Source organism: Rhodococcus sp. SMB37, from assembly GCF_004345605.1.
Classification (GTDB): Bacteria; Actinomycetota; Actinomycetes; order Mycobacteriales; family Mycobacteriaceae; genus Rhodococcus.
Map to the genome: position 1 here is coordinate 250955 of NZ_SLVY01000001.1, position 26642 is coordinate 277596.

Below are 26642 nucleotides of genomic sequence, written 5' to 3' on the forward strand. Positions count from 1 at the left end.
CATCTGGTGTTCAACGCGGATACTCCCACGTTCACGAGGGAGTAGAAGCGCCTACTTCCTCTGGAACAGTGTCAACGAAACATGTCGGTGGGCCGGGCTACGGTGCCGAACATGTGGAACGAAGCCGTCCACCAATTCAAGACGGTCGGAAACCGAACTCCACGAAACTCAGCACCATGTTGACCGAGACCCGAGCCCCGCTCGTCGTGGCTGCAAGGCGGCTCCCAGGTCGCGTAGCAGCAGATGCTCCGCGCCTACGCGCAAGCGTTGGAGGCCTCGTACACCGTCAAAGTCCGCGGGTCGTCCCCGCTACGAATCCCGGAAGAAAACCTTGCCGTCGCTCGAACACACCCAACGAGGTTTCCGGATCCGCGACAAGCAAGTGGTCTTGCCGAAGGGCGTGACCATGCCAATGGTGTGGTCACGGGACCTGCCGTCGGAGCCGTCGAGTGTGCGCATCACTCATGATTCGCTCGGGCACTGGCACGCCTCGTTCGTGGTCACCCGCGAGAGACAACCGATACCGATCACAGACGACAGTGGTGTCGGGATCGACTGGGCGTGAGCAGGACCGCGACGGTGTCGACGACGTAGGTCACTGGGATCCGCCTCCTTCGGAGGGGGTTCGGGTGCGGGTCTGAGCTGGGAATCTCCTACCAACAGGCAGGAGAGACGTTAATCCACCCGCTGTTGCCGTCGGAGCGGTACGGTTTCCGTTCGGCAGGACGGGCCGACGAACGGAGTACGCCGTGTACGTGGTGGTCATGGGTTGTGGCCGGGTGGGATCGGCGGTGGCCACCGCGCTTGCCCGACTCGGTCACGACGTGGCGGTCATCGACCGGGACGCAGGAGCGTTCCTCCGGTTGGGCGACGACTTCCCCGGCCGCACGGTCCTCGGGATGGGCTTCGATCGTGACGTCCTGATCGACGCCGGAATCGAGCGCGCCGAGGCGTTCGCTGCAGTGTCCTCCGGAGACAATTCCAACATCATCTCCGCTCGCACAGCCCGCGAGACCTTCGGCGTGGAACGTGTGGTCGCACGGATCTACGACGCGAAACGCGCCGCCGTGTACGAACGGCTCGGGATTCCCACCATCGCCACGGTGCCGTGGACCACCGATCGGCTCCTGCACACGCTCACCCACGAGAGTGAGAACGCGCGCTGGCGCGACCCGTCAGGTTCGGTCGCGGTCTGCGAGGTCAATGTCCACGAGGAGTGGGTCGGCCGACGTGTGACAGATCTCGAGGCAGCCACGGGAGCCAGAGTCGCCTTCCTCATCCGATTCGGTGCGGGCGTGCTCCCGGACCGGAAGACCCTGATCCAGGCCGACGACCAGGTCTACATCGCGGCGGTCTCGGGAAGCGTCGCCGAATCGATTGTGCTGGCCGAGAATCCGCCCGCCGACAACGACGAGTGAGGACATGCCGATGAAGGTGGCCATCGCAGGTGCAGGCGCAGTCGGACGTTCCATCGCCCGCGAGCTCCTGCGTAACGAGCACGAGGTGATGCTCGTCGAGCGCAAGCTCGATCACGTCGACCCCACGGCCGTGCCCGATGCGAAATGGGTCCACGGCGATGCCTGTGAACTCAGCCTGCTCGAGACGGCAGGACTCGAGCAGTACGACGTGGTGATCGCCGCGACAGGCGACGACAAGGCGAATCTGGTGCTGAGCCTGCTCGCCACCACAGAGTTCGGAGTCGCGCGGGTCGTGGCCCGGGTCAACGATCCACGCAACGAATGGCTGTTCGACGAGTCGTGGGGCGTCGACGTAGCGGTGTCCACTCCGAGGATGCTGGCCTCCCTCGTCGAGGAAGCGGTCTCCGTCGGCGATCTCGTTCGGCTGATGACACTGCGCAAGGGCGCGAATCTCGTCGAGATCACACTGCCCGACACCACCGCGCTGGCCGGCAAACCGGTCCGCAAGCTCGCACTCCCCCGCGACGTTGCGCTCGTGACGATCCTGCGCGGAGACCGCGTGATCGTCCCGCAGGCCGACGATCCGCTCGAGGGCGGGGACGAACTGCTGTTCGTTGCAGCGGAGGAGGTCGAGGACGAGCTTCGCGCCCTGATCGAGCGCTAACGTTTGTCGCGCGGTGCGGGTGTTTCGTGAGATGCGGCACCAGTGTCTGCCGCGATGTCGGTGTCCGCTGCGACGTCGGAGCCCGCCTCGTCCTCGTCCACCGGCAGCTCGACCAACCTGTCGGCCCTGCGGACCGCCCAGAGGGTCACAAGCAGCGCAAGCGCGGTCAGGGGCCAACCCATACCGATTCGAGCGGCCGCGAGCCAGCCGGTCTGATCCTGGTCGTAGAGATGGTTCTGCACGAGATAGCGCACCACGAACACCAGCGCCCACGCGGTCGTCGCGATGTCATAGGCCCGCACAGCGTCGCGATGGGCACGCCATCGCGAACCCTGCCCGTTGAGCATCCCCCAGATCACGCCGACCAGAGGTCGCCGCACGAGCACCGACAGCACGAACGCGCCGCCGTAGACCAGGCTCGCATAGATGCCGAACAGAAAGTAGCCTTTCGCGTCGCCCGTCCGATGCGCAATGAAGGCACACAGGGCCACGCCCATGAATCCGGAGATGGCCGGTTGGATGGGTGTCCGCCGGATCAGTCGCCACACCAGGACACCGCAGGCGACCGCGATCGCCGACCAGATCGCGGCTGTAAGACCCCACACGCTGTTGATCGGCACGAACACCAGCACGGGCAGTGTCGAGTACACCAACCCGCTGAGTCCACCGAGTTGTTCGAGAAGGGTCTGCCGACTGGTATCGCTCACGTATACGAGGGTGCCATACTCGGGCGCACCCACCCCTCACGCCGAGCTGCGGGTACGTCGTTCAGGCAGGGTCTCTGAGCTCGTAGTACGGGTTGTAGATCGCCTTGCGGCCGTCCCGCTCGCCGACCCGCCCGCGGACCTGCAGGGTCTTACCTGGTTCGATGCCGGGGATACGCCGACGCCCGATCCATACGAGCAGAATCGAGTCAGTTCCGTCGAAGAGTTCCGCCTCGACCGAGGCACAAGCAGCCTTCGGCGACGACTCCACACTTCTCAGTCGCCCGAACATCGTCACTTCCTGCCCCCGAGTACAGGACACGACAGGCAGCGCGCCCGTCGCGTGTGATGATTCGGCCATCTCCTCCGCATCGAGTTCTTCGAGATCCTCGGTGAGGCGACGGGTGAGCCGACGAATGTAGCCGGCTGCGGCGGATGCCATAGCGCGCTCCTGAAACGGGCGGCACGGGTCTCGTGCCGCGACACTTCCTTCGTCCGCCACTGTAGACCGATCCACAGGAGAGACAACCACACCGGGTCGACAGCCTTCGAGTCGATTCGGCACGATCACACCATGAAGCAAGATTCTGCCATCGCACCGTACGACACCGCCGTGACCGCAGTCGTCCTACCTGGGACGGGGTCAGACGCGCGGTTCGCCCACGATGCCTTCGCAGTTCCACTGCAGGGTCGTGGGATCGCCACCGTTGCGGTCGAACCGGATCCTCGCGGTGTGGTCGCGAGCTACTCCGAGGCGATGGACCGTGCCGCTCTCGACGGCCCCATCCTCGTCGGTGGTGTGTCCATCGGAGCGGCTGTCGCACTGCACTGGGCTGCACTGCACCCGGAGCTCACCGTCGGTGTGCTTGCGGCTCTCCCCGCCTGGACGGGAAGGCCCGACGACTCCCCTGCCGCCGCCAGTGCCCGCTGGACGGCATCGCAGCTACGTGCTCGCGGCCTGGAGTCGGTCGCTGCAGCAATGGTCGAGTCGAGCCCCTCATGGCTGGGAGCCACGCTGTCACGTTCGTGGCGCTCCCAGTGGCCGGATCTTCCCGAAGCGCTCGAGGAGGCCGCCGGCTATCGGGCACTCGACATCACCGAACTGCGTTCGGTGACGGTACCCGTCGGTGTCACCGCCGCAGTCGACGATGCGGTTCATCCGCTCGACGTCGCGAGTGAGTGGGTGACCGCGTTGCCGTTCGCGTCCCTGACGACCGTCGCCCTGGACGATGTCGGAACCGATCCGTCGGTCCTCGGCGAGGGATGCATACGGGCACTCGACCCGGCGACCCGGGCGAAGCGGGCCATCGCGACTCGTTGAGCGCACCGCACCGAGGTGGGAGCGGCACACCGAGGTGACGGTTGCGGGTCAGAAGCCCAATTGCTGCATGGCCGAACCCGACCCACCGGTGCGGGGGCGAGGCTGCGGCTGCGCAGGAGGAACCTGCCGTCCTGCTGTCGGTGCTCCCGGCTGCTGCGGGCGGGACTGCCCCTGCTGCCCCTGCTGCCCCTGCTGCGGCCCACCGGCCTGGCGCGCCGCCTGCTGCTGTTGTTGCTGGGCCGCAGCGGCGAGCTGGTCCGCGAGCGCCTGGGGAAGGACGACCGGCAGCGGGGTGCGGACAGGGTGAGGTTCCTTGCCTCGTCGCACGACCGTATCGGCGAGCACTGCGTGAGCTGCCGCAACCAACGGCCCATCCGCCGCAGCGGCCCCCGCTGGGCCTGCGGCGACACATCGGATCATCCACCGGTAGCCGTCGATACCGATGAATCGCATGTCTGCATTCGGAGTGCTTCCGTGCAGCTCCCGGCCCCATGGGCCGCTCTCCATGCTCACCGAGGCGTTGTCGTTGCGCAGCGTCTCGGCCAGTTCGGCAGCCACTTCACGCCACTGTCCGGGCGATTTGGGCGCTGCGTAGGCCGCGACGGTGATCCGCCCGTGCTGTGTCACCAGGTGCACCGCCTGCGGGCTCCCGTTGGGAGCCATCTCCACCTGGATCTGACCGCCTTGGGGGATCGGGACGAGCACTGAGCCGAGGTCGAGTCGGGAAGTTCCGACCTCGTCCTCGTCGAGAGCATCGATGTCGTACGGACCACCGTCGAAAAATGCGACGTCGTCGGGGTTGTCGCCCGGGGCGGAGCCCTCGACGCGTGCGAATTCGTCGGTCGTCGGGTCGTCGAGGTGGTCGGAGCGGTTCTTGCGGCGTCGTCCGAACATGTCAGGACCCTTCCTTCACGAGGCCGGCGTGGCCACCACTCGAGCCGTAACCACCGGAACCACGGGTGGTGTCGTCGAGCTCCTCGACCTCCACGAAGTCGACGAGTTCGACCCGCTGTACAAGGAGTTGTGCGATGCGGTCGCCCCGATTCACCTCGATGGCGTGCTCGGTGTCGTGGTTGATCAAGCACACCTTGATCTCTCCTCGGTAGCCGGCATCGACGGTTCCCGGTGTGTTCACCACGGAAAGTCCGAACTTGGCTGCGAGCCCCGAGCGCGGGTGGATCAACCCGACAGTCCCCACCGGCAACGCTACGGCTACTCCGGTTCCGACGAGCACCCGTTGCCCGGGTTCGATCGTCACATCGCTGGTGGCACACAGATCCACGCCCGCGTCGCCTGCGTGCGCCCGTGTCGGCATGGGGACACCCGGGTCGAGACGACGCAGCGGGATGGGGGAAAGGTCGGTCACGTGCACCGAGACTACTCTCCGGATGTCGATGCCCCATCTCCAGGCGACTATCCTGGGTGCGTGTCTGATACCTCCAGCTCCGGCAGCACCGCCGGTTCGTTGACCCACACGCCGACCTACTCCGAACGGTTGTGGGTTCCGATCTGGTGGTGGCCCATCGGTATCGGAATCGCAGCGTTGCTCGCAGCCGAACTGCACATGGGTGCACCCGGGATGTACGCGTGGCTGCCGTATGCCGTACTGATCCCATGTGCCCTGTGGGTTCTGGTGTGGCTCTCACGACGGCGCATCGAGGTCATCGACGGTGAGCTCGTCGTCGAACAGGCCCACCTTCCGGTGGAGTTGATCTCACGCGGAGTCGTCGTTCCGGGCTCCGCGAAGAGCGCCGCGCTCGGCCGACAGCTCGATCCCGCGGCGTTCGTGCGACATCGCCCGTGGATCAAGACGATGGCTCTGGTCGTCCTCGACGATCCGGAGGATCCGACCCCCTACTGGCTGATCAGCACGAGACGACCGGCGGAACTTCTGGCTGCCCTGGGACACGAGGAGCCGTCTACGAGCTGACGACTCCCTCACAGCTCATACTTCTACGCCGCAGCAGTGGCCCTCGGGTCACTGCTGCGGCGTTTCGAAGTCGATTCAGCGCGGGTGCTTCGTCACCAGGCGCAGTCACGGCAGATCATCTGTCCGCCCTCCTCGCTCGCGAGGCGGCTCCGGTGATGTACCAGGAAGCAGCTCGAGCAGGTGAATTCATCAGCCTGTTTCGGCACCACGCGCACCGACAATTCCTCGCCGGACAGGTCCGCACCCGGGAGCTCGAAGGATTCGGCCGTGTCCGATTCATCGACGTCCACTACCGCGGACTGCGCCTCGTTGCGCCGTGCCTTCAGTTCTTCGAGTGAGTCTTCCGACACATCGTCGCTATCGGTCCGCCGCGGTGCGTCGTAGTCAGTCGCCATTTCCCTCTTACCTCTTAGTCCTCTTACAGGTGCTCGACAGGGAACCACGGTGATGCTCCCGGCCATGGCAACGCCCGACCGCGCGGTGAAGTTCCCACGGGTATCGGCTTGTCGTCGGTATCCCCGAAATACCTCGAGTCCGAACCCGTCGCCCTCGTCGATGGACGACGCTCGGCCGCCGAACAATAGCCGACAGCAGAGCGGAATATGCAATCGATTCACGATTTCATCGAAATCGACCGGAAATCGTCACCCACATCACGGTGACCGTGACATACCTGACCCGGTACGCCTCCATCGCACCGGTCGGACAGCCCTCTACAGTGAACGACGCACAGAAACGCACGGCAGTGAACGACGCACCGTTCCACGGCAGTGAACGACGCCGTTCCACGGCGAGGAGACGAAAGGCAGACCTGCGTGGTTTCCCTGATCACCGAAGGCAGCGCAACCGACAAGCGCGGTCGCCCGTTCCATCGTCGCCGCTGGGTGCCCGCCGCGCTCGCGGGTGCCGTCCTCGCCGCAGGCACGATCGTGGTCTGGACCTCGGTGTTCGCCACGGCCGAGACCACGACGACCACGGTGGCATGCCCGGCTCCACCGACAGCACCTACCGATCCCGAGGGCCCCGCACCTGCCCCGCTCGGGCAGGTCGTGGACCGTTCGACCATGGTCGATGTCGATCCGGCCCCTCTCGCCGCCACCCGAGTGCGGGTGTTCAACGCGAATGGTGAGCGCGGCCAGGCGTCCACGGTCGCGGCACAGCTCAGCGACTACGGTTTTGCGAGCGCGCCGGATGTGCAGGCGGGTAACGATCCGGTGTACGTCGATCAGAACATGCAATGCCACGGTCAGGTCCGGTTCGGTGAGACCGGTCGCGCCGCGGCGAACACCGCGCGCCTCGTCGCACCGTGTGCCGAGCTGATTCTGGACGATCGCCAGGACGACACGATCGATCTGGCGCTGGGCACGTATTTCCGCGACATGACGCCGAGCGCCGACGCCGAAGAACTGTTGCGCACGTTGCGGGAAGCACCTGTGGACGAGAAGTCCGCGCCGCTCGATGTGGAACTCCTCGACGCCGCGCTCAACGCACCCTGCTGACCGCGCACACAATTCAGAAAATCGGGCAAAATTCCCTTTCATCCGATTTCACCCAGATTTCGGGTCCGAATTCACAGCGGTTCCCGAACGAAGAAACCGACGGCGCTGTTACGCAGGGACAGGTCCAGCTGCGCCGATTTCCGCAAGCACCGCCGCGAATTCGTCCGCCACGCCCGACGCCGCGGCAGTCATGATCTCGCCGTGGTCGCCGAATCCCGTAGGCAACCGGACCTCGGCGCCCGCTTCGGACGCGATGAGCGCACCGGCCGCCCAGTCCCAGGGATTGAGGCCGTGCTCGTAGTGAGCGTCGACCCGCCCCGACGCCACCATGCACAGATCCAGTGCCGCAGCCCCCATACGCCGGATATCTCGCACCCGCGGCAACAGTTCCGCCACCAACCTGCCCTGGATCGCCCTACGTTCCGCCGAGTAGGAAAACCCGGTGGCGACGAGCGCAAGCCCGAGATCCGAGACAGGCGTGCAGCGCAGCGTCGTCACTCCCCCGTCTGCATCGGTACACGTCGCGCCGAGGCCGGCCGCCGCCGAGTAGAGGTCTCCCGACGCGACATCGACCACGGCGCCTGCCACCGACACGCCGCCGATCCGGGCCGCCACACTCACTGCATACGCGGGAATCCCGTAGACGAAGTTCACCGTGCCGTCGATGGGATCGACGACCCACTGGACTCCGGCCTCCCCCACGCCGCCCTCACCTGCGCCGTGGCTGCCTCCGCTCTCCTCGCCGAGGAATCCGTCGCCAGGCCTCAACTGTCCGAGGCGGCTGCGGATGAGGTCCTCGGACTCGGTGTCGGCGATGGTGACCGGGTCGGTGTCGGTGGACTTCGTCTGCACCGCATTTCCCTCACCACCCAACGGCCGGGCCGAACCGAACAGCTCGGCACGGCGACGACGCACATGTGCGGCCGCTTCCAGTGCAACGGTGACGGCGACCGCTCGGAGCGCGGCGGGATCGGACTCGGACACGGCGCGGGAATCGATGACATCGGACACTCGACCATCGGAACACACGCGCATCGCCCGCACCACCCGCCCAATCGTGACTTTCGAACTATCGTTGCCCCACAAGCGTTGCGGCCGACCGACCAGTGTTGTGGACCGACCCGGAGAGTGAGTACCTCATGGCGCAGGAAACAGCCCCCACCTCGACCGACTCCCCCGACGTGGGATTCGGCGTCGACGTCGGCGGCAGCGGAGTGAAAGGCGGCCTGGTCGACCTGTCGACAGGTCAGTTGATCGGCGACCGGATCAAGATCCTCACGCCACAACCGTCGACTCCCGACGCCGTGGCCGGGACGGTGGCCGAGATCGTCGAGCAGGCGGATTGGGACGGCCCCGTCGGTATCACCCTCCCGAGCGTGGTGGTCGGAGGCGTTGCCAGGACAGCCGCCAACATCGATTCGTCGTGGATCGGGACGGACGCTCGAGCCCTGTTCTCGACCGCGCTCGACGAACGACACGTCACGGTCCTCAACGATGCCGACGCCGCGGGTATCGCCGAGGATCGGTTCGGCGCGGCGGCCGACACCGACGGCGTGGTCATCCTTCTGACCTTCGGTACCGGTATCGGCTCGGCAGTCCTGCACAACGGTGTTCTGCTCCCGAATACAGAATTCGGACACATGGAGGTCGACGGTAAGGAAGCCGAGCATCGCGCCGCCTCGTCGGCCAAGGAGCACCACGACTGGTCGTACAAACGGTGGGCCCAGGAGGTCTCCCGGGTCCTGGAGCGATTCGAGGCCCTGCTGTGGCCCGATCTGTTCATCGCGGGCGGTGGCATCAGCCGCAAGCACGACAAGTGGATTCCACTGCTGACGAACGACACTCCCGTGGTGCCGGCCGAACTGCGCAATACCGCGGGGATCGTCGGCGCTGCATACGCTGCGAAAACTGGCACCACTCCTTGAGTCCGACACATGCTCGGTCACAGGGATCGTTACAATGGTGCACAGCCGGCCGGAACCCGGCCTGATCCCGACAGACCTCTCCGCCGGAACACCTCTGGCGCGACGCCGCACTACCTCGTCACGAAAGGGCGTACGTGGCAGCCACCGACATCCACACCGCTGATTCACAGAAGGAATCGGCACCCGTCGCGGACGCTTCGGGCGCCGCCGACGCTGCAGACACTGCGACACCCGCGGCGAAGCCACCGGCCAAGAAGGCCGCCGCGAAGAAGGCACCCGCCAAGAAGGCCGCCGCGAAGAAGGCGCCGGCCAAGAAGGCCGCCAAGAAGACTGCGGCGAAGAAGACCGCAGCCAAGGGCGGGAAGGCCGGCGAGGACGACTTCGACGGTGCAGCCGAACCGGAACTCGAAGACATCGACGTGGCGGAAGGCGAACTCGTCGCCGGAGACACGCCGGCCGAGGACGACGAGCCCAGCGAAAAGGACAAGGCGTCCGGCGATTTCGTGTGGGACGAAGAGGAGTCCGAGGCGCTACGCCAGGCGCGCAAGGACGCCGAGCTCACCGCCTCCGCCGACTCCGTCCGTGCCTACCTCAAGCAGATCGGCAAGGTTGCGCTCCTCAACGCAGAGGAGGAGGTCGAGCTCGCCAAGCGCATCGAGGCCGGCCTGTACGCGACGTTCCGCTTGCAGGAACTCGCCGCAAAGGGCGAAAAGCTCCCCGTGGCCCAGCGCCGCGACATGAACTGGATCTGCCGCGACGGCAATCGCGCCAAGAACCATCTCCTCGAGGCCAACCTTCGACTTGTCGTCTCCCTCGCCAAGCGTTACACGGGCCGCGGTATGGCGTTCCTGGACCTCATCCAGGAAGGCAACTTGGGCCTGATCCGCGCGGTGGAGAAGTTCGACTACACCAAGGGCTACAAGTTCTCGACGTACGCGACGTGGTGGATCCGTCAGGCCATCACCCGCGCCATGGCCGACCAGGCCCGCACCATTCGCATCCCTGTTCACATGGTCGAGGTCATCAACAAGCTCGGTCGTATCCAGCGCGAGCTGCTCCAGGATCTGGGTCGCGAGCCCACTCCCGAGGAACTCGCGAAGGAAATGGATATCACGCCGGAGAAGGTGCTGGAGATCCAGCAGTACGCGCGTGAACCCATTTCGCTCGACCAGACCATCGGCGACGAGGGCGATAGCCAGCTCGGCGACTTCATCGAGGATTCCGAGGCGGTCGTCGCGGTCGATGCTGTGTCGTTCACGCTCCTTCAGGATCAGCTGCAGTCCGTCCTCGAGACGCTTTCCGAGCGTGAGGCCGGTGTCGTACGACTGCGCTTCGGCCTCACCGACGGTCAGCCCCGCACTCTCGACGAGATCGGCCAGGTCTACGGGGTGACCCGTGAACGCATCCGCCAGATCGAGTCGAAGACCATGTCCAAGCTGCGCCACCCGTCGCGGTCCCAGGTCCTGCGCGACTACCTCGATTAGTCACGTAGTTCCACCGGCCACCGCAAGGTGGGCCACGGGCGGTTCGGAACGGCGAAGGGGCGTCACCGTCCCTTCGCCGTTCCGCGCGTCAGGCCTCGATCACAGGGACGAGAATCGTCCGTCGTCACCCGGCCGGAAGTCGACCACCTCGACGACCGCGTCGACCGGTAGCGGCCCGTACAGATGCGGGAACCTCATCGACTCGGGATCCTCCGGCACCCCCGGCTCGAAGCGCACATCTGCGGCCAGGCGGGACGGATCGATGTGGAGCAGGACAAGATCCGTGCGCCCGTGGAACAAGCGATTCGCGGGCAGGTGGACCTGGTCGGGCGTCGACAGGTGCACGAATCCCATGTCCTCCAGTGACGGGGGTGTGACAGCGCCTGTCGCACGGGCGCGAAGCCACTCGTCCCGCGGGCAGATGTGAAGCAGAGTTCCACTCATGCCCCCATTGTCCGCACCGTCGAAGGGCGGACCGCACCGCGACGCGCCGTGCATTACTGCTGCGCTGTGAGCGAACAATCGCGCTGTGAGACAACCAACAGATCCGCAAATGCCCACGTCCTGGGGTTTCTCCAGGTGAATTCGTGAAACACAACACGAATCGACGATGAGGGGAACAACCCACGAACGCGAATCGTCTGTAAGAGTAGATCTACCGCGCTACCCCCGGCGCGGCGGACCAGACCCCAGGCGACCGTTGTCGAAGGTGGCCAGTTTGGAGGAGTCATGCCCGGTACGTTGACCACCCCGAAGTTGACCGCCGCCGACAGGTGCGATCGGTGCAATGCCGCCGCTCGCGTACGCGCTGTCCTTCCCACAGGCGGCGAACTGTTGTTCTGCGGTCATCACGCGAACGAACACACCGATCGGCTCCGTGAGCTCGGTGCCACGATTGTCACCGAGGCCGACGCCGACGCAACCGTCTGATCCGCCGTCCGGAACCCACGGTTCCGCGACCCGACCCCGAGAACGGGCGACTGCTTTCCAGCAGTCGCCCGTTCTCGTCGTTCACGGCCGATTCCTCACCGGCAGTCGGTTCGTCACCAGCTCCGCAGAATTGCGATGCGGTCGCGCAACTGTTCGGCGCTCGCCATGGCGGTCGGTGGGCCGCCGCACTGACGCCGTAGCTCCCCGTGGATCACGCCGTGCGGTTTGCGCGTGCGATGGTGCACGACCGCCACCAAGGAATTGAGTTCGCGGCGCAGCTGGGGTAGCTCATCGGCCGCGGCGACGCGTTCCGCCACCTGCTGCGGCGGGGTCGGCGCCTGCTGGACCGCAGGTTTTTCCAGCTGCTTCTCCTGCCGCTGACGCAACAAGGCCCTCATCTGATCTGCATCCAGCAGCCCGGGTAGACCGAGATAGTCCGCTTCCTCGTCACTGCCCGAGAACGTGGCGGTGCCGAAGGAGGAACCGTCGTAGATCACCTGGTCGAGTTCGGCCTCCGCACCGATCGAGGTGTAGGCCTTCTCATCCTCGCCGGGCTCGTCCTTCCTGCGGTTGGCGTCGGCGAGCAGTTCGTCATCGAAGCCTTCCTTGACCCGATGCGGCTTGCCCAGAATGTGGTCGCGTTGCGCTTCGAGCTGGCTGGCGAGTTCGAGCAGCACCGGCACCGACGGCAGGAACACACTGGCCGTCTCGCCCTTCTGCCTCGCACGCACGAAGCGTCCGATCGCCTGAGCGAAGAACAGTGGGGTCGATGCGCTGGTCGCGTACACACCGACGGCGAGCCGCGGGACGTCGACACCTTCCGACACCATTCGAACGGCAACCATCCACCGCTGGGTTCCCGCGCTGAACTCGGAGATCCGCGAGGAGGCGGTGGGATCGTCGGACAGGACGACGGCGGGCGACTCCCCGGTGAGGCGTTCGAGAGTCCTCGCATAGGCGCGAGCGACCGTCTGATCGGTCGCGATCACGAGGCCACCGGCATCCGGCATGCCCCCTGCACGCAATTGTTCGAGGCGGGTGTTGGCGGCACCCAGTACGGCCGGCACCCAGTCGCCCTCCGGGTCCAGCGCGGTACGCCACGCACGCGCCGTGTGCTCGGCGCTGAGCGGCTCACCGAGCCGGGCGGTGTACTCCTCCCCCGCACTGGTCCGCCAACGGGCCTCACCGGAGTAAGCGAGGAATACGACCGGCCGCACCACGCCGTCTGCGAGCGCATCGGAGTATCCATAGGCGTGGTCGGCCTTCGATTGCATCAGGCCTTCCTCGTTCGGTTCGTACGTCACGAACGGAATGGCGCTGTCGTCGCTGCGGAACGGTGTGCCGGTCAGCGCCAATCGTCGTGTCGCGTCGCCGAATGCCTCGAGAATCCCCTCACCCCAACTCTTGGCATCCCCGCCGTGGTGGATCTCGTCGAGGATGACCAGCGTGCGGCGCGCTTCGGTGCGTACACGGTGCTTGAACGGGTGGGATGCGACCTGCGCGTAGGTCACGACAACACCCTGGTAGTCGCTCGAGGTCTGCCCCGCGGAGTTGGTGAAGTTCGAGTCCAGCGCGATGCCGACTCGTGTCGCTGCCGACGACCACTGGTGCTTGAGGTGTTCGGTCGGTGCAACGACCGTGACCTGATCGACGGTCCGGTCCTTCAACAGTTCCGACGCGACCCTCAGCGCGAATGTGGTCTTACCGGCCCCAGGTGTGGCCACCGCGAGGAAATCGCGAGGTTTGGTGGCGAGGTACTTGGTCAGGGCGCGACGCTGCCACGCGCGCAGCTGTCCCCCCGAGGCGGAGGTCGTAGCCTGTCCGACGGTTTCGATGCTCACCGGTTCTTCGTGCTCCTTGTCCGCTCAACTCCGGTCGGCGACGGCAGAACCCGAAATCCCGGTCACCGACCGCCATGCAGCCTATCGCCTACGCCCACCGATCGACGCCTCGAACCGCCAGGGCGATGAGGATCGGAAGTGATGGTCGTGACAGAATCCGAGACACGACAACCGCATGTGGGGCGCGCATTACGCCGTGTCATCAGGAATGCTGGAAGTAGATGAACACCACAGCTGTGCCTCCCGCGAAAGGATCGCGCCGCATCCGGCGCGCAGTGCGCGCGTGCGGTCGGGTACTCGGCCACACCGCGCAATCCGCGTGGAACCACTCGATCTTCAGCAAGGCCGCGACAGCCGCGTTCTGGCAGACCCTGTCGCTGCCCCCGCTGCTCCTGGGACTTCTCGGCAGCCTCGGTTACGTGGGCGGATGGTTCGGCCCCGACATCCCCGACATCATCGTGTCCAAGATCGTCACGTTCACTCGCACCGCATTCAGCGACAGCGTCGTCGACGAGATCATCGCGCCGACGGTCTACGACGTGCTCAATCGCGGGCGGGCGGATGTGATGTCACTGGGTTTCATCCTGTCGCTCTGGGCAGGCTCGTCGGCGATCTCGACGTTCGTCGATTCGATCGTCGAAGCACACGGCCAACAGGATCACCGCCACCCGGTCTGGCAGCGCGTGTTCGGCCTTTTGCTGTACGTGATGTTTCTCATCCTGGCTGTCGTCACACTGCCTTTGGTGGCGCTCGGACCGACGATGATCGGCCGTCTACTACCTCAATCCTGGTACACGGTGGGGTCGCAGATCGTCGACACCTTCTACTACCCGGGAGTCGGGCTACTGTTGCTCGTCGCCCTGACCACCTTGTACAAGGTGGCGCTGCCGAAGTCCTTGCCGTGGCACCGGCTGCTCGGTGGCGCGATTCTCGCAGGAGCGTTCTTCATCCTCGCAAGCGCAGGACTGCGCAGGTATCTGACGTGGATCGCCGAGCACGGGTACACCTACGGCGCTCTGGCCGCGCCCATTGCGTTCCTGTTGTTCACGTTCTTCCTCGGTTTCGCCGTCGTCATCGGAGCCGAGTTCAACGCCACTGTCCAGGAAATGTGGCCCGCGCGAGCAACACGGATCGAACAATGGCGTGTGTGGCTCGCCGAGCAGGCAGACAAGCAGCCGTCACCTGCGGAAGGTCCGGTCACCAACCTGACGCGGCGGATCACGATGGCAAGCCCGATCCGGCTCACCGATCTTCTACGTTCCGATCAGCTTCCCGGCTACGACGACGCGTTCGTGTCCGATGAGAAGGTGCCCGACGCGTGCCCGATAGACCGCCCGGACCGCTCGGCCGCGTCAGGGCACCCGCCGGTGTCCGCACACGACGAATCGGCCGAGGAGGCTTCGATCACCTCGGCCGATGACGGTCCGATCCCGCCCCGAGACCCCGGGCCGGCGGAAAACGCTCCCCTGACCCGACTACCTCAGTCGCCCTTGCGCAGGCCGTCGTAGACCTTCTTGCATTCGGGGCACACCGGGGAGCCGGGCTTCGCCGACTTGGTCACCGGAAAGACCTCCCCGCACAGCGCAACCACGTGGGTGCCCATAACGGCGCTTTCAGCGATCTTGTTCTTCTTCACGTAGTGGAAGAACTTGGGAGTGTCGTCGCTGGTGGTTTCGTCGGTGGTGGTATCCGGCCGTTCCTTGATATCCGTACTCACGTGTCCATGATGCCGCACGGAGACCCCGGACCGGTATGTGCATTCGATCTATGGGCGTGGGAAGGTAGTAGATATGGCACGAACACCTGGTTTCGGCGGATCCCACGAGAGCGGATCGCCCGATAACCCGGTCCTGATCACGGAGGCGGAGGCGTCTCTCGAGGACCAGCACCGAGCGCGGGTCCGTAAGTACATGACACTGATGGCGTTCCGAATTCCCGCCCTGATCCTGGCCGCCGTCTCGTACGGCGTGTGGGCGAACCCGTGGATCGCGATGGCGATCATCGGGCTCTCGATCCCCCTGCCGTGGATCGCGGTACTGATCGCCAACGACCGGCCACCGCGACGGAAGGGCGAGCCGAGCCGCTGGGACGGCCGGCGTCAGGAGCTCGCGGAGCTCGAGGCAGACGAGCACCGTGTGATCGACGGCTAATGGGAGGTATCAAGCCTGGCCGATCCGGCAGACTTGATACCTGGTAGCCACATGGGCGCGTCATCGAGTGGTACGTACAGCTGCGAGAATGTTCCCGTGGACCGCGACCTGCTCTTGTCGATCTGCCCCTCTCTACGTAGTGCGTTGACCCGGTGTCGCTACGACATCGACAACGTACGCGAACTCCTGGGCACCGAAGCTCACGCCGCACTGGGGCGCAGCGAACCCGTTGCCGCGCGACGCGCCTCGCGCGACGCGGGTGATCTGGGTGTGTTGGTGCGTCTGTTCCTGTTGCAGGACACCTGCCCGGCCGGCGAGGTCGCCGCGGCCCTCGCACCTCTGGACCTCGACGCCGCGGTCGCCGCGGGGCTGCTCGAGGGCGATGCGGATTGTGTGCGGTCCGCGCTGGATCTGCGGCCGCTGGACGCGGGCGGAGGCAATCTCTGGGTTCTGTCGGACCTCGACGGTGCGCTTCGCCCTTCGCCGACCCGTCCTGATCATGTGCTGGGGGTCGGGCAGGCGTCCCTGTCGCTGTTGCAGGCCACCCCAGTCGACCCTGTCGGTTCCGTGCTCGATCTCGGCACCGGATGCGGAGTCCAGGCAATCCACGCGACCGAGTACGCCGACACAGTGACCGCCACCGACATCACTCCGCGGTGCCTCACGCTCGCCGCGGCCTCGGCCGCGTTGAACGAGCTGGACCTCGAGTTGCTGGAAGGCTCGTGGTTCGAGCCGGTGGCGGGACGCCACTTCGATCGGATCGTCGCGAATCCGCCGTTCGTGGTGAGCAGCGGCCAGGTGGAGCACAGCTACCGCGATTCGGGACTCGACCTCGACGGCGCCAGCAAGCTGATGCTCTCGCAGGCCGCCGACCACCTGAACCCGGGTGGGACCGCGTGCATCCTCGCGTCATGGGTCCATATCGAGGGCCAGGACTGGCGGGCACGCGTCGCGTCCTGGTTGCCCGCGCACGGGGTGGACGCGTGGATCGTGCAACGTGATGTCGCCGATCCCGCTCTGTACATCGGGACGTGGCTCCGGGACGGCGACGCCGATCAGCGCGACCCAGCCGTCGCGGTGCGCGCCGAGGACTGGTTCGACCACTTCGCACGCAACGGCGTCGAAGGCGTCGGTTTCGGGTTCGTCTATCTGCGACGTACGGATGAGCCGTCGGATGTGCTGGCCGAAGACCTGCGCCATGCCTTCACCGATGCGCTCGGCCCCGAATCGATCGACTATTTCGCACGTCTTCAGTGGCTCCGGGACCACGACGTCCTCGAATCACGGTTCCGGGTACGCGCCGACACCGCGCTCGAGCGTGTGTTCCTGCCCGGCGAGGAAGGCTGGGCCCAGGTCGTCGCACGGGTGCATCGTGGAGATGGGCCCGCGTGGCAGCACGAGGTGGACGACCTGGCGGCGAACCTGCTCGGTGGCCTGCGCGCCGATGGCCTGCAGCTGGTTGATCTGGTCGGTCTGCTCGCGGCAGCACACGGAGAGGACGAGGACGAACTGGCGGCCATGGCGGTACCACTGATGCAAGGGCTCGTCCGGCACGGTCTCGTCGAGCCGGTGTAGGTCCCAGGCGGTGTAGGTCCCAGGTGTCAGGGCACAGTTCCCCCACCGACGTCCTCCGCGGATCTCTCAGCAACTTCTCAGACGAGGCTCCAGATTTGTGCAGGTCGCGGCACTGGGGCTCGGGAACCGGTGGGAACTTTCCCGGGTGACCCGAGCGTTGAACCCTGTGAGACACCACCGATGAGGAGGCACGTCATGGCACGCCCCGCAACAACCGCTCGAGTCAATTCCGACCTCGACAATCAAAGTCCCGCCGCCGATCTTGTACGCGTTTATCTGAACGGCATCGGAAAGACGGCACTGCTGACTGCAGCGGACGAGGTCGAACTGGCAAAGCGGATCGAGGCCGGCCTCTACGCCAAGCACGTGCTCGAGACCAAGAAGCGTCTCTCACCTGCAAAGAAGCGTGACCTCGCGATCGTCATACGCGAGGGCCAAGCGGCTCGTAGCCACCTGCTCGAAGCGAACTTGCGCCTCGTGGTGTCGCTCGCCAAGCGCTACACCGGACGCGGAATGCCGCTGCTCGACCTGATCCAGGAAGGCAACCTCGGCCTCATCCGAGCAATGGAGAAGTTCGACTACGCGAAGGGCTTCAAGTTCTCGACCTACGCCACGTGGTGGATCCGTCAGGCCATCACGCGCGGTATGGCCGATCAGAGCCGCACCATCCGGCTCCCCGTCCACCTCGTCGAGCAGGTCAACAAGCTCGCCAGGATCAAGCGGGAACTGCACCAGCAGCTCGGCCGCGAGGCCACCGACGACGAACTGGCGGAAGAGTCCGGCATCCCGGTCACGAAGATCGCCGATCTGCTCGACCACAGCCGCGACCCGGTGAGCCTGGACATGCCGGTCGGCAGTGACGAGGAAGCACCGCTCGGCGACTTCATCGAGGACGCCGAGGCGACCTCCGCCGAGACCGCGGTGATCGCCGGGCTCCTGCACAGTGATGTCCGTAGCGTTCTCGGAACCCTCGACGAGCGGGAGCAGCAGGTCATCCGCCTGCGGTACGGGCTCGACGACGGCCAGCCGCGCACGCTCGACCAGATCGGCAAGCTGTTCGGTCTCTCGCGCGAGCGCGTGCGGCAGATCGAACGCGAAGTGATGGGCAAACTCCGCGAAGGCGAGCGCGCAGAACGCCTCCGCGCATATGCAAGCTGACCGGGCGCGTCAGCTGTAACGATCCCCGAGAACCGGGCTGGGTTCTCGGGGATCGCGCTGTCGAAGGGCTGTGCTGTTCGATCATCCGATGTGGTCGATCACCGCAGCCGGCGCGGCCCCAGGTCGAGCGGATGCTGCGGTTCCGGGCCGACCCGTAAATGCGCGTCGGTGAGTTCGGCGCCGATCGGAGACGCCAGCACCGGTTCACACACGAGTTCACGAACCTCGGGCAGGTCGTCGGCGAGCGCTGAGATGCGCTGCACGATATCGACGAGCGCAGCGCGATTCGCCGGCGCTGCATTGCGGTAGCCGGTCAGCAGCGGCGCGGCCTTGGGCGCGTCGATCAATTCGACGGCTTCGTCCTCGGTCAGCGGCAACACCTGGTAGGCGCGGTCACCCAGCAGATCGGAGATCACGCCCGCGACACCGAAGGAGATCAACGACCCGAACGAGGGATCGTCCTGCACTCGAATCGCGCATCCGATCCCCTTGGTCGCCATCTTCTGCACGTGAAGCAGCGGCTCCCCGGACACTGCGGCGAGGTCACGGTAGGCAATCCGGACCGAATCGTCGTCGACGAGGTCCAGTCGGACACCGGTCAGATCCGGCCTGTGACGCCATTGCGCTCCCGTGGCCTTGACCGCGACAGGGAAGCCGATTTCGTGGGCCGCAGCGACCGCTTCGTCCTCGGTGGTCACCGAGCGGAACGGGGCGATGTGCACGCCGTAGCATGCGAGCAGCAACGCAGCCTCGGTGTCGGACAGGTAGCGCCCGTTCGGCGTGGTGTCGAGCCAGCCGTCGACGAGAGTGCGGGCACGTTCCGGGTCGATCCCCACCGGACGGACGACCTGCGACTGCGGGCGAGACCGCCACTTGGCATACCGCCACGCGCGTGCCAGCGCGGTCGCAGCCCGTTCCGGCCCGGGATACGAGGGCACCGACCCTCTGACCGGATTGCCTTCCTCATCACGGACCGCGAGGACGTCGGGGATACCCTCGGTCGCAAGGAATGTGGTGACCACCGGCTTCTCCGCACCTGCCACCGCATCGCGCAGTGCCTGTGCGTAGGGCTCGACCGTCACCGCTACCGGGGGAACGAACACCGCGATGACCGCATCGATTTCGGGCGCTCCGACCGCCTGGGTGACGGCCTCGGCGAACTCCTCCGGAGTGGCCTGCGCACCGAGATCCACTGCGTCGGCGGGCTTGAGGCCCTGCCCTCTCGCCGCATCCACAGCGAGCACCCCGAGCGCCGTGGAGTTACCCACCACCGCGACCCGCGGACCCGCCGGCAGCGGCTGGTAACTGAACAACAACGCCGAATCGAACAGCTGCGCAATGGATTCGACCTGGACGACGCCGGCCTGCTCGAACAGGTGGCGCACGATCGCGTCGTCCATTTCACCCGTGCGGGCCTCGAGCGCGGGGGGCACCGCGTGCCGACCCGATTTGACCGCCACGATCGGCTTGCTCCGGGCGACGCGACGCGCGATGCGTGAGAACTTGCGCGGGTTGCCGAAGCTTTCCAAGTAGAGGAGCACCACCTCGGTTGCGGGGTCGGTGTCCCAGTACTGCAACAGGTCGTTGCCCGACAGATCGGCGCGGTTGCCCGCCGATACGAACGAGGACAACCCCACTCCCGTCTTGGCGGCCTCGTCGAGAATTGCGATGCCCAATGCACCCGACTGGCAGAAGAATCCGACGTTGCCCGCAGCCGGCAGAATCGGAGCGAGCGTCGCATTGAGCCGGAATGCCGGATCGTTGTTGGCGACTCCGAGGGCGTTCGGTCCGATCAGCCGCATCCCGTGAGCACGCGCAGCGTGCGCCAAGCGCCGTTCCGCATCGCGCCCCTCGGGTCCGGTCTCACCGAATCCGGACGACACGACGAGAAGCGCTTTGACGCCTTTCGCGAGGCAGTCGTCGAGGACCGCGTCGATCGATTCGGCGGGGACCGCGGCGATCGCGAGGTCGATCTCGTCGGGGATGTCGCGCACCGTCGGGTAGGCACGCACGCCCCGTACCGACCGGTGTTCGGCGTTGACCGGATAGACCGGACCGGTGAATCCGCTGCGCAGCATGTTCACCAGGACGGCGTTGCCGACCTTCCGGCTGTCGGTGGACGCACCGATCACTGCGACGCTTTCCGGGCTCAGGATGTTGCGAACGCTACGAGCCTCGGCGGCGCGCTCGCGCGCGTTGCGTACCGAGACGAGCGCCTCGGTAGGGTCGATGTCGAACTCCAACCGCACCACACCGCCCTCGAAACTGCGGCTGACCTGGTACCCGGCCTCACGGAACACCGAGATCATGTGACGGTTCTCGGCGAGAACCTCGGCAACGAAGCGCCGGAGTCCGTTTTCCGCGGCCGCTCCAGCGAGATGCTCGAGCAGGATGGGCCCCAGCCCGCGCCCCTGATGCGAGTCCGACACGGTGAATGCAACTTCGGCGGAGAGTCCGTCCCCCTCCGACGGCAGCCCTTCGTAGCGGCCGACCGCGATGATCTCGTCGCCGAGCAGAGCCACGAACGCCACCCGTTTGCGGTGATCGACGACAGTGAAATTGAACAGGTCGCGCTTCGAGATGGTCGGATAGGGCCCGAAATAGCGGAGGTATCGCGTCCGTTCGGACAGCTTGCCGTGGAATTCGACGACCTTGTCGGCATCCTCCGGAACGATCGGCCGCAGATGGACGACACCACCATCGGAGGCAAGCACATCGGCAACCCAGTGCCGAGGATAGTCACGAGCGATCGCAAGCGCCCGCTCACGCTCGGGATCGACACCGGCATCAGATGTGCGGATCGACCCGTCGTCCGCAGGTGTCCGCTCGCTCTCCGAATCAGTCACGAGGATCCTCCGGGTCCAGCCCGAGAAGCGGGAAGCTTGCTCGGCGCGTAGCGATGATCGCGGAATCGATTCGGGTCAGTGCGCGATCGAGAGACGCCACACCGGTTTCGGGTGTGCCACCGGGGCCGTCCCACGGTAGATAGGACAAGTCGGCTCCTTCACCCATTTCGGTGGGAAGTTCGACTCCCGGGGCCATCGCTCCGACACGTTCACGCCAGTCGTCGGGAACCTTTGTGGTGAGGTCGATCTCACGGTCGAGCGCCGCGGCGATCAGGTGTGTCCACGAGCGTGGCACAACCCGGACCAGACCGTATCCTCCCCCGCCCAACGCGAGCCAACGCCCCTCGCAGTACCGATCGGCGAGATCACGCATCACGAGATACGACGCGCGTTGCCCGTCGACGGTGAGCGACAGATCGGCCAACGGATCTTCGCGGTGGCTGTCGGCTCCGCACTGACTGATGAGGATCTGCGGACGAAACGCGGCGATCGCGCCGGGAACGACGGCGTGGAACGCCCGCAACCACAATGAATCGACCGTGCCGGGGAGCACAGGCAGATTGATGGCGGTACCTTCGGCCGCTCCCGCCCCGACCTCACTCGACCAGCCGGTGTTCGGCCACAGCGTCGCGGGGTGTTGATGAATCGACACTGTCAGCACACGCGGGTCGTCCAGGAACGCGTGCTGGACCCCGTCGCCGTGATGGGCGTCGACGTCGACATAGGCGATGCGATCGTAGCCCTGATCGAGCAACCACGAGATGGCGATCGCTGCGTCGTTGTAGACGCAGAAGCCGGCGGCCCAGTCCGCCATCGCGTGGTGCATGCCACCACCGATGCTCACCGCCCTGCGGGTTCTGCCGGATACGATCTCGCGGGCAGCGGCCAACGTGCCCCCCGCCAGTGTGGCGCTCGCCTCATGCATTTTCGGGAAGATCGGATTGTCTTCGGTACCGAGACCGTGCGGTGTATCGGCCGGAGGCTCCGCCCCGGCGGGCGCCGAACCTGCCTTCTTGACTGCATCGACGTACCCGGAGGTATGAATGCGGAGTAGATCTGCGTCGCCCGCAGGGTCCGGGCGCACCGTTTCGACGCCCTCGAGCAGCCCGATGCTGCGCGTGAGCGCCATCGTCAGGTCGAGCCGGGTCGGGTTCATCGGATGGCTCGGACCCCACCGATAGTCGAGGTAATCGGGACTCCAGACCACCACACGGTCGCCGCCCAGATGTGTCGAACCGCCTGCCGCGGTGGAGCTCGTGGTCATGAACACAGACGCTACTTGCCCGCCTCGGGTCGCGCGAGCATCGGACCTCACCCACCACCTCAGCGCCACGGTTAGAATCGGGCGCAGACGAAGGGGTGTGAGAGTGAAGGACCTGGTCGATACAACGGAGATGTATCTCCGGACGATCTACGACTTGGAGGAGGAAGGTGTGGTGCCCCTGAGGGCACGCATTGCCGAACGCCTCGAACAGAGCGGTCCGACGGTGAGCCAGACCGTCGCCCGCATGGAACGCGACGGATTGCTACGCGTCGCAGGAGACCGCCATCTGCAACTGACGGAGAAGGGACGGGATCTTGCCGTCTCCGTCATGCGTAAGCACCGTCTCGCAGAGCGGTTGCTCGTCGACGTGATTGGGCTCGACTGGGAGAACGTGCACGCCGAGGCGTGCCGCTGGGAGCACGTGATGAGCGAGGAGGTGGAACGTCGCCTCGTCGAGGTACTCAACAATCCGACCACCTCGCCGTACGGCAATCCCATCCCCGGGCTCGCGGAACTGGGTATCGACAAGGCCGTCGTCTCCGACGAGAAGCTGGTCCGATTGACGGAGATCCCGAGTGGGCAGCCGACGGCCGTCGTGGTGCGCAGGCTCGCCGAGTACGTCCAGTCGGACCCCGACGTGATCGCTCGACTGCGTGAGGCGGGCGTCGTGCCCGACGCACGCGTTACAGTCGAGACGCGGCCAGGTTCGGTGATGATCACCGTGACCGGTCACAGCACATTCGAGCTTTCCGACGAGATGGCCCATGCCGTGCAGGTGAAGCAGGTCTGACGCCGGGCCTCTTCCACCGGCCCGGTGGGCCGGTGGAAGAGGAGACCAGCGTGAAACTTCTGGTGACCGGCGGCGCCGGCTATGTGGGCAGCGTGTGCAGCACCGTGTTGCTCGAGAACGGCCACGACGTGGTCGTCGTCGACGATCTGTCCACCGGTAACGCCGACGCCGTCCCGTCCGGTGCCGAATTCATCCACGCCGATATCGCCGATATCGCCGCGGAGGTGCTGAGTGTCGGAGGTGGTTCACCTCGGTTCGACGGTGTTCTCCACTTCGGCGCGCAATCACTCGTCGGGGAATCGGTCGAGTTCCCCGAGAAGTACTGGCAGGGCAACGTCGTCACCACGCTCGCACTGCTCGAAGCGATGCGGTTGTCGGGTACGCCGCGGCTGGTCTTCTCGTCCACCGCAGCCACCTACGGCGAGCCCGAGCAGGTGCCGATTACCGAGGATGCACCCACCCGGCCCACCAATCCGTACGGTGCCTCCAAACTCGCGATCGATCATGCGATCTCCTCGTATGCCCGCGCCCACGGTCTGGCCGCGACCAGTCTGCGCTACTTCAACGTGGCGGGAGCTTATGGAGGCGCCGGCGAGAATCGTGTCGTCGAGACACATCTGATCCCACTCGTGCTGCAGGTCGCCCTGGGCCAACGCGAGCGCATTTCGGTGTTCGGGACGGATTGGCCGACCAAGGACGGCACCGCGATCCGCGATTACATCCACGTCAAGGACCTTGCCGACGCGCACATGCTGGCACTGTCGAAGGCAACTGCGGGATCGCATCGCATCTACAACCTCGGCAGCGGTGAGGGCTTCACCGTGCGCGAGGTCATCTCATCGTGCGAGCGAATCACCGGACTCCCCATCTCCGCTGCCGATGCACCACGACGCGCAGGTGATCCTGCCGTGCTGATCGCGTCGAGCGCCCGCGCGATCGATGAGCTCGGCTGGAAGCCCGAACACACGGATCTCGACGAGATCGTCGCGGACGCCTGGGAATTCATGCGCAATCTCGGTGATCGCGCGCACGCTGCCCGTCGCTGATCATTCCGGCGGACCCGGCGGGGGCAGCACCACGCCCAGTCTGGCAGCTATCTCATAGCCGGTGTCGGCGAGCCCTCGGATGGCTTCGGGACGCAGTCCGGCTTGCAATGCCTGATCGAGGAGATCCGAGAGACGATGTCGGGGGTTCGATTCCAGCGCCACACCGAGCGCAACGCCCGCGAACGGGCCGTCTCCTCGCACGTAGGCACTGAAGGCGACGAGTGCGGCGGCGTCTGCTCGTTCCGGATCCGGTAGCGCACGGGCAAGATCGACCCACATGCGTTCGGCAGCACGCGCCTGCGCTCCTGCCGCCAACGCGAGTACCGAGTCACGGACCGTCGGATTCGCCAGGAGTACAGCCACTTCTGCGCATTCCCGGTCCTCGAGCCCGGCACCGTCGCCGAAGGTCGCGAGACGTCCGAGCAGTGATTCGAGTTCCATTCGGTCTGCACGGTCGGTGCCGCCGGCCCGTGCCGCGTGCTCGTATGCCAGGTCGCGGGCATCGATCACGTCGTCGATGCACTGCCCCACCCGGCGGCGACGCTCCGGCGGCGAGGGAGCGAGCAGCGCCTCGAGTTCGTTCCGCGACCGCCGGATCGGACTACCACCGAACACTCGTGTTGCGGCAACGACCGAACTCTCGGGATCGGGAATGGTCCCGTTCACTTCCCCTTCGGGCGTGAACCACATGCGCCCGCGGGCAATTTCGGGGGTGGCGTGAACCCCGGCCAATTCGATGCCGGACAGTGCGAGTTCGTCGGCGAATTCCTCGACCAGGCGCACTGCGGAACCGGAGGCATGGTTGCGTGGATGGTCGAGCCTGTCGTCGACGAGCACCACCAGGACGGCGCGCGCCCCTTCGCGGACGCAGACCGTGCAGAACCTCTCGAATGCGGCGCTCATCGGTGCAGGAATCGGTTCTTCAGCGCGCGGCAGCAGAAGGTCGTGCCGCATGATGGCACCGATCGCGTCGCCTCGCCCGTCGTTGTTCGGTGATCGTTGCGCGGGAGAGAGGCTCAACACGAGGAACGAGCGTGTCGGGTGGAAGCCGAGCATGGCGGGAACTGCCGCGAGGAGTTCGCCGATGTCCGACAGATGCAGTGGCTGGGAGGAGGATGTCGATGCGGTCATGCCCAGCACGATCCAGGGTAGAGCCCACCGAAATCCGGCCTCGGGCGCGGAATCCGCGAATCTGTGGATGAATGAGGCGACTGTGGACAACCAGAGCGCCGAGCCGGAGCCCGGGGGCGGGAGCTGCGAGCAGTGTCGGCACAGAATGTTAGCGCCGCACCCCTGCGGGGTGGACGACATGACGAGCGACATCGTGCCCCTGAGGTACCCGGGTCAGCCCCCGAACGCGTACACCACCGCATCGTGAAATGCGATGTCGAGGGCGTCGCGGTCGACATCGCGGTCGTCGAAGGTCATGTAGGTCACCAGAATCCTGGCATCTCCGAGTTGAGCGCCACGGGTCTCCATGGACTGGATCAGCTCGTGGCCGGGCTGCCCCGAGGTCACAGTGCGGGTGTACGCCAACGTCCGGACGCCACCTATCGGTGGAAGCGGATTCGGCGCGGCGACGGTGGTGACGGTGGAGGTCACGCCCCGGTGAGTGACATCGACCTCACCACACTCTCCCAGGTGTTTCCTCAGTTCGGGGAGTTCCGGAGCCGGGACTACTACTTCGACGCTGATGGTGGCTCCGCCGTCCGCGGAGGTCCCCACGGCCATCGCAGTCCCCTCGGGGCCGTAGTTCTGCGGGAGCGGGAGACATCCGGGTGGTTCGACCTTCGCTCCGATCGGAATCCCTGCCAGGTCGGGAGCAGCCTGTGCCACTGCCGAAGGAGGCAGCGTCACGGCGTGGTACGAGGCGTGGAACCGTTCGGGGGGCAGCAGAAGCGCGGCGGGCAACGGCCGGTCCAGGGTGGGATCGGACATCCCGGTCACGGAGATGGCCTTCGACGCGGATTCGGGCGTTGCGGTGCCGGCCACCGTGGTCGAGCATCCCGATGCAGTGACGATCAGCGCCGCGCACATGACCACACGACCCATATGCCACTCGTGCCGGCGACGCACTGCGTTCACGGCCACCCGAAC

Annotated in this window: 27 protein-coding genes; 14 read left to right on the forward strand and 13 right to left on the reverse strand. The window is 65.9% G+C overall.

Annotated elements, in window-relative coordinates; genetic code table 11:
- Positions 1-749: 749 nt before the first annotated feature.
- Positions 750-1418: a TrkA family potassium uptake protein gene (locus tag EV641_RS01215; protein WP_054717223.1), complete on the forward strand. Its 669-nt coding sequence runs from the start codon at positions 750-752 to the stop codon at positions 1416-1418.
- 10 nt (positions 1419-1428) lie between these two features.
- Complete coding sequence (locus EV641_RS01220) at positions 1429-2082, forward strand: TrkA family potassium uptake protein (protein ID WP_132470259.1); 654 nt, start codon at positions 1429-1431, stop codon at positions 2080-2082.
- Here the strand turns inward: EV641_RS01220 and EV641_RS01225 are convergent.
- The gene (locus EV641_RS01225) at positions 2079-2789 is read right to left on the reverse strand and encodes a DUF3159 domain-containing protein (protein ID WP_054717235.1); all 711 of its coding nucleotides are present in this window, start codon (positions 2787-2789) and stop codon (positions 2079-2081) included. The genes EV641_RS01220 and EV641_RS01225 overlap by 4 nt on opposite strands.
- A gap of 61 nt (positions 2790-2850) precedes the next feature.
- Positions 2851-3228: an OB-fold nucleic acid binding domain-containing protein gene (locus EV641_RS01230; protein ID WP_054717226.1), complete on the reverse strand. Its 378-nt coding sequence runs from the start codon at positions 3226-3228 to the stop codon at positions 2851-2853.
- Between the two features lie 132 nt (positions 3229-3360).
- On the opposite strand from EV641_RS01230, the gene EV641_RS01235 reads away from it, so the two are divergent.
- A complete protein-coding gene (locus EV641_RS01235) occupies positions 3361-4107 on the forward strand; it encodes an alpha/beta hydrolase (RefSeq protein WP_054717229.1) in 747 nt (248 codons plus the stop codon).
- Positions 4108-4155: 48 nt separating this feature from the next.
- Here the strand turns inward: EV641_RS01235 and EV641_RS01240 are convergent, their stop codons facing one another.
- Entirely contained in the window at positions 4156-5001 is an 846-nt protein-coding gene (locus tag EV641_RS01240; RefSeq protein ID WP_132470262.1) for a DUF3710 domain-containing protein, read from the reverse strand.
- 1 nt (position 5002) lies between these two features.
- On the reverse strand, positions 5003-5473 hold the full coding sequence (gene dut / locus EV641_RS01245; RefSeq protein WP_054714462.1) for a dUTP diphosphatase: 471 nt from the start codon (positions 5471-5473) through the stop codon (positions 5003-5005).
- A gap of 60 nt (positions 5474-5533) precedes the next feature.
- Here dut and EV641_RS01250 point away from each other — a divergent pair, with 60 nt between their 5' ends.
- Entirely contained in the window at positions 5534-6037 is a 504-nt protein-coding gene (locus EV641_RS01250) for a DUF3093 domain-containing protein (protein ID WP_241996723.1), read from the forward strand.
- Positions 6038-6129: 92 nt separating this feature from the next.
- Here EV641_RS01250 and EV641_RS01255 read toward each other — a convergent pair whose 3' ends face one another.
- Positions 6130-6432 (reverse strand): DUF4193 domain-containing protein, encoded by a 303-nt coding sequence (locus EV641_RS01255; protein WP_054714450.1) that lies wholly within the window; start codon positions 6430-6432, stop codon positions 6130-6132.
- Between the two features lie 420 nt (positions 6433-6852).
- Between EV641_RS01255 and cei the strand changes: the two genes are divergently transcribed.
- Positions 6853-7536, forward strand: coding sequence for an envelope integrity protein Cei (cei, locus tag EV641_RS01260; protein ID WP_054714468.1), 684 nt, complete (start codon positions 6853-6855; stop codon positions 7534-7536).
- Positions 7537-7644: 108 nt separating this feature from the next.
- On the opposite strand, the gene EV641_RS01265 is transcribed toward cei, so the two are convergent.
- Complete coding sequence (locus tag EV641_RS01265) at positions 7645-8547, reverse strand: inositol monophosphatase family protein (RefSeq protein ID WP_241996724.1); 903 nt, start codon at positions 8545-8547, stop codon at positions 7645-7647.
- Positions 8548-8675: 128 nt separating this feature from the next.
- On the opposite strand from EV641_RS01265, the gene ppgK reads away from it, so the two are divergent.
- Both ppgK and EV641_RS01275 read left to right on the forward strand, forming a co-directional pair.
- Complete coding sequence (ppgK, locus tag EV641_RS01270) at positions 8676-9461, forward strand: polyphosphate--glucose phosphotransferase (RefSeq protein ID WP_054714471.1); 786 nt, start codon at positions 8676-8678, stop codon at positions 9459-9461.
- Positions 9462-9595: 134 nt separating this feature from the next.
- On the forward strand, positions 9596-10945 hold the full coding sequence (locus tag EV641_RS01275; protein ID WP_054714453.1) for an RNA polymerase sigma factor: 1350 nt from the start codon (positions 9596-9598) through the stop codon (positions 10943-10945).
- Between the two features lie 99 nt (positions 10946-11044).
- Here EV641_RS01275 and EV641_RS01280 read toward each other — a convergent pair whose 3' ends face one another.
- The gene (locus EV641_RS01280) at positions 11045-11389 is read right to left on the reverse strand and encodes a DUF952 domain-containing protein (protein ID WP_132470267.1); all 345 of its coding nucleotides are present in this window, start codon (positions 11387-11389) and stop codon (positions 11045-11047) included.
- Between the two features lie 285 nt (positions 11390-11674).
- On the opposite strand from EV641_RS01280, the gene EV641_RS01285 reads away from it, so the two are divergent.
- On the forward strand, positions 11675-11875 hold the full coding sequence (locus EV641_RS01285) for a hypothetical protein (RefSeq protein ID WP_054714459.1): 201 nt from the start codon (positions 11675-11677) through the stop codon (positions 11873-11875).
- Positions 11876-11988: 113 nt separating this feature from the next.
- Here EV641_RS01285 and EV641_RS01290 read toward each other — a convergent pair whose 3' ends face one another.
- Complete coding sequence (locus EV641_RS01290) at positions 11989-13716, reverse strand: DEAD/DEAH box helicase (protein WP_132470270.1); 1728 nt, start codon at positions 13714-13716, stop codon at positions 11989-11991.
- A gap of 221 nt (positions 13717-13937) precedes the next feature.
- On the opposite strand from EV641_RS01290, the gene EV641_RS01295 reads away from it, so the two are divergent.
- Positions 13938-15224 (forward strand): YihY/virulence factor BrkB family protein, encoded by a 1287-nt coding sequence (locus tag EV641_RS01295; RefSeq protein ID WP_132470273.1) that lies wholly within the window; start codon positions 13938-13940, stop codon positions 15222-15224.
- Here EV641_RS01295 and EV641_RS01300 read toward each other — a convergent pair.
- A complete protein-coding gene (locus EV641_RS01300; protein WP_054714474.1) occupies positions 15197-15433 on the reverse strand; it encodes a DUF3039 domain-containing protein in 237 nt (78 codons plus the stop codon). The two genes, EV641_RS01295 and EV641_RS01300, sit on opposite strands and share 28 nt — an antisense overlap.
- A 73-nt stretch (positions 15434-15506) precedes the next feature.
- Here EV641_RS01300 and EV641_RS01305 point away from each other — a divergent pair, with 73 nt between their 5' ends.
- The 3 genes from EV641_RS01305 (at position 15507) to EV641_RS01315 (ending at position 18599) form a co-directional block, all read left to right on the forward strand.
- Positions 15507-15866, forward strand: a complete 360-nt coding sequence (locus EV641_RS01305; RefSeq protein ID WP_132470275.1) for a DUF3099 domain-containing protein — start codon at positions 15507-15509, stop codon at positions 15864-15866.
- Positions 15867-15962: 96 nt separating this feature from the next.
- Positions 15963-17441 (forward strand): methyltransferase, encoded by a 1479-nt coding sequence (locus tag EV641_RS01310; RefSeq protein ID WP_132470278.1) that lies wholly within the window; start codon positions 15963-15965, stop codon positions 17439-17441.
- A gap of 195 nt (positions 17442-17636) precedes the next feature.
- Positions 17637-18599 (forward strand): sigma-70 family RNA polymerase sigma factor, encoded by a 963-nt coding sequence (locus EV641_RS01315; protein WP_132470281.1) that lies wholly within the window; start codon positions 17637-17639, stop codon positions 18597-18599.
- A 98-nt stretch (positions 18600-18697) separates the two neighbouring features.
- Here the strand turns inward: EV641_RS01315 and EV641_RS01320 are convergent, their stop codons facing one another.
- On the reverse strand, positions 18698-21349 hold the full coding sequence (locus EV641_RS01320) for a bifunctional GNAT family N-acetyltransferase/acetate--CoA ligase family protein (RefSeq protein WP_132470763.1): 2652 nt from the start codon (positions 21347-21349) through the stop codon (positions 18698-18700).
- 88 nt (positions 21350-21437) lie between these two features.
- Positions 21438-22709: an acetoin utilization protein AcuC gene (locus tag EV641_RS01325; protein WP_132470283.1), complete on the reverse strand. Its 1272-nt coding sequence runs from the start codon at positions 22707-22709 to the stop codon at positions 21438-21440.
- 103 nt (positions 22710-22812) lie between these two features.
- Between EV641_RS01325 and EV641_RS01330 the strand changes: the two genes are divergently transcribed.
- Both EV641_RS01330 and galE read left to right on the forward strand, forming a co-directional pair.
- Positions 22813-23499 carry a metal-dependent transcriptional regulator gene (locus tag EV641_RS01330; RefSeq protein WP_054713536.1) on the forward strand — a complete coding sequence of 229 codons (687 nt, stop codon included), beginning with the start codon at positions 22813-22815 and terminating at the stop codon, positions 23497-23499.
- A gap of 50 nt (positions 23500-23549) precedes the next feature.
- On the forward strand, positions 23550-24545 hold the full coding sequence (galE, locus tag EV641_RS01335; protein ID WP_132470286.1) for a UDP-glucose 4-epimerase GalE: 996 nt from the start codon (positions 23550-23552) through the stop codon (positions 24543-24545).
- Here galE and EV641_RS01340 read toward each other — a convergent pair whose 3' ends face one another.
- A complete protein-coding gene (locus EV641_RS01340) occupies positions 24546-25676 on the reverse strand; it encodes a DUF4192 domain-containing protein (RefSeq protein ID WP_132470289.1) in 1131 nt (376 codons plus the stop codon).
- Positions 25677-25889: 213 nt separating this feature from the next.
- A complete protein-coding gene (locus tag EV641_RS01345) occupies positions 25890-26636 on the reverse strand; it encodes a DUF5642 family protein (RefSeq protein WP_241996731.1) in 747 nt (248 codons plus the stop codon).
- Positions 26637-26642 lie beyond the last annotated feature (6 nt).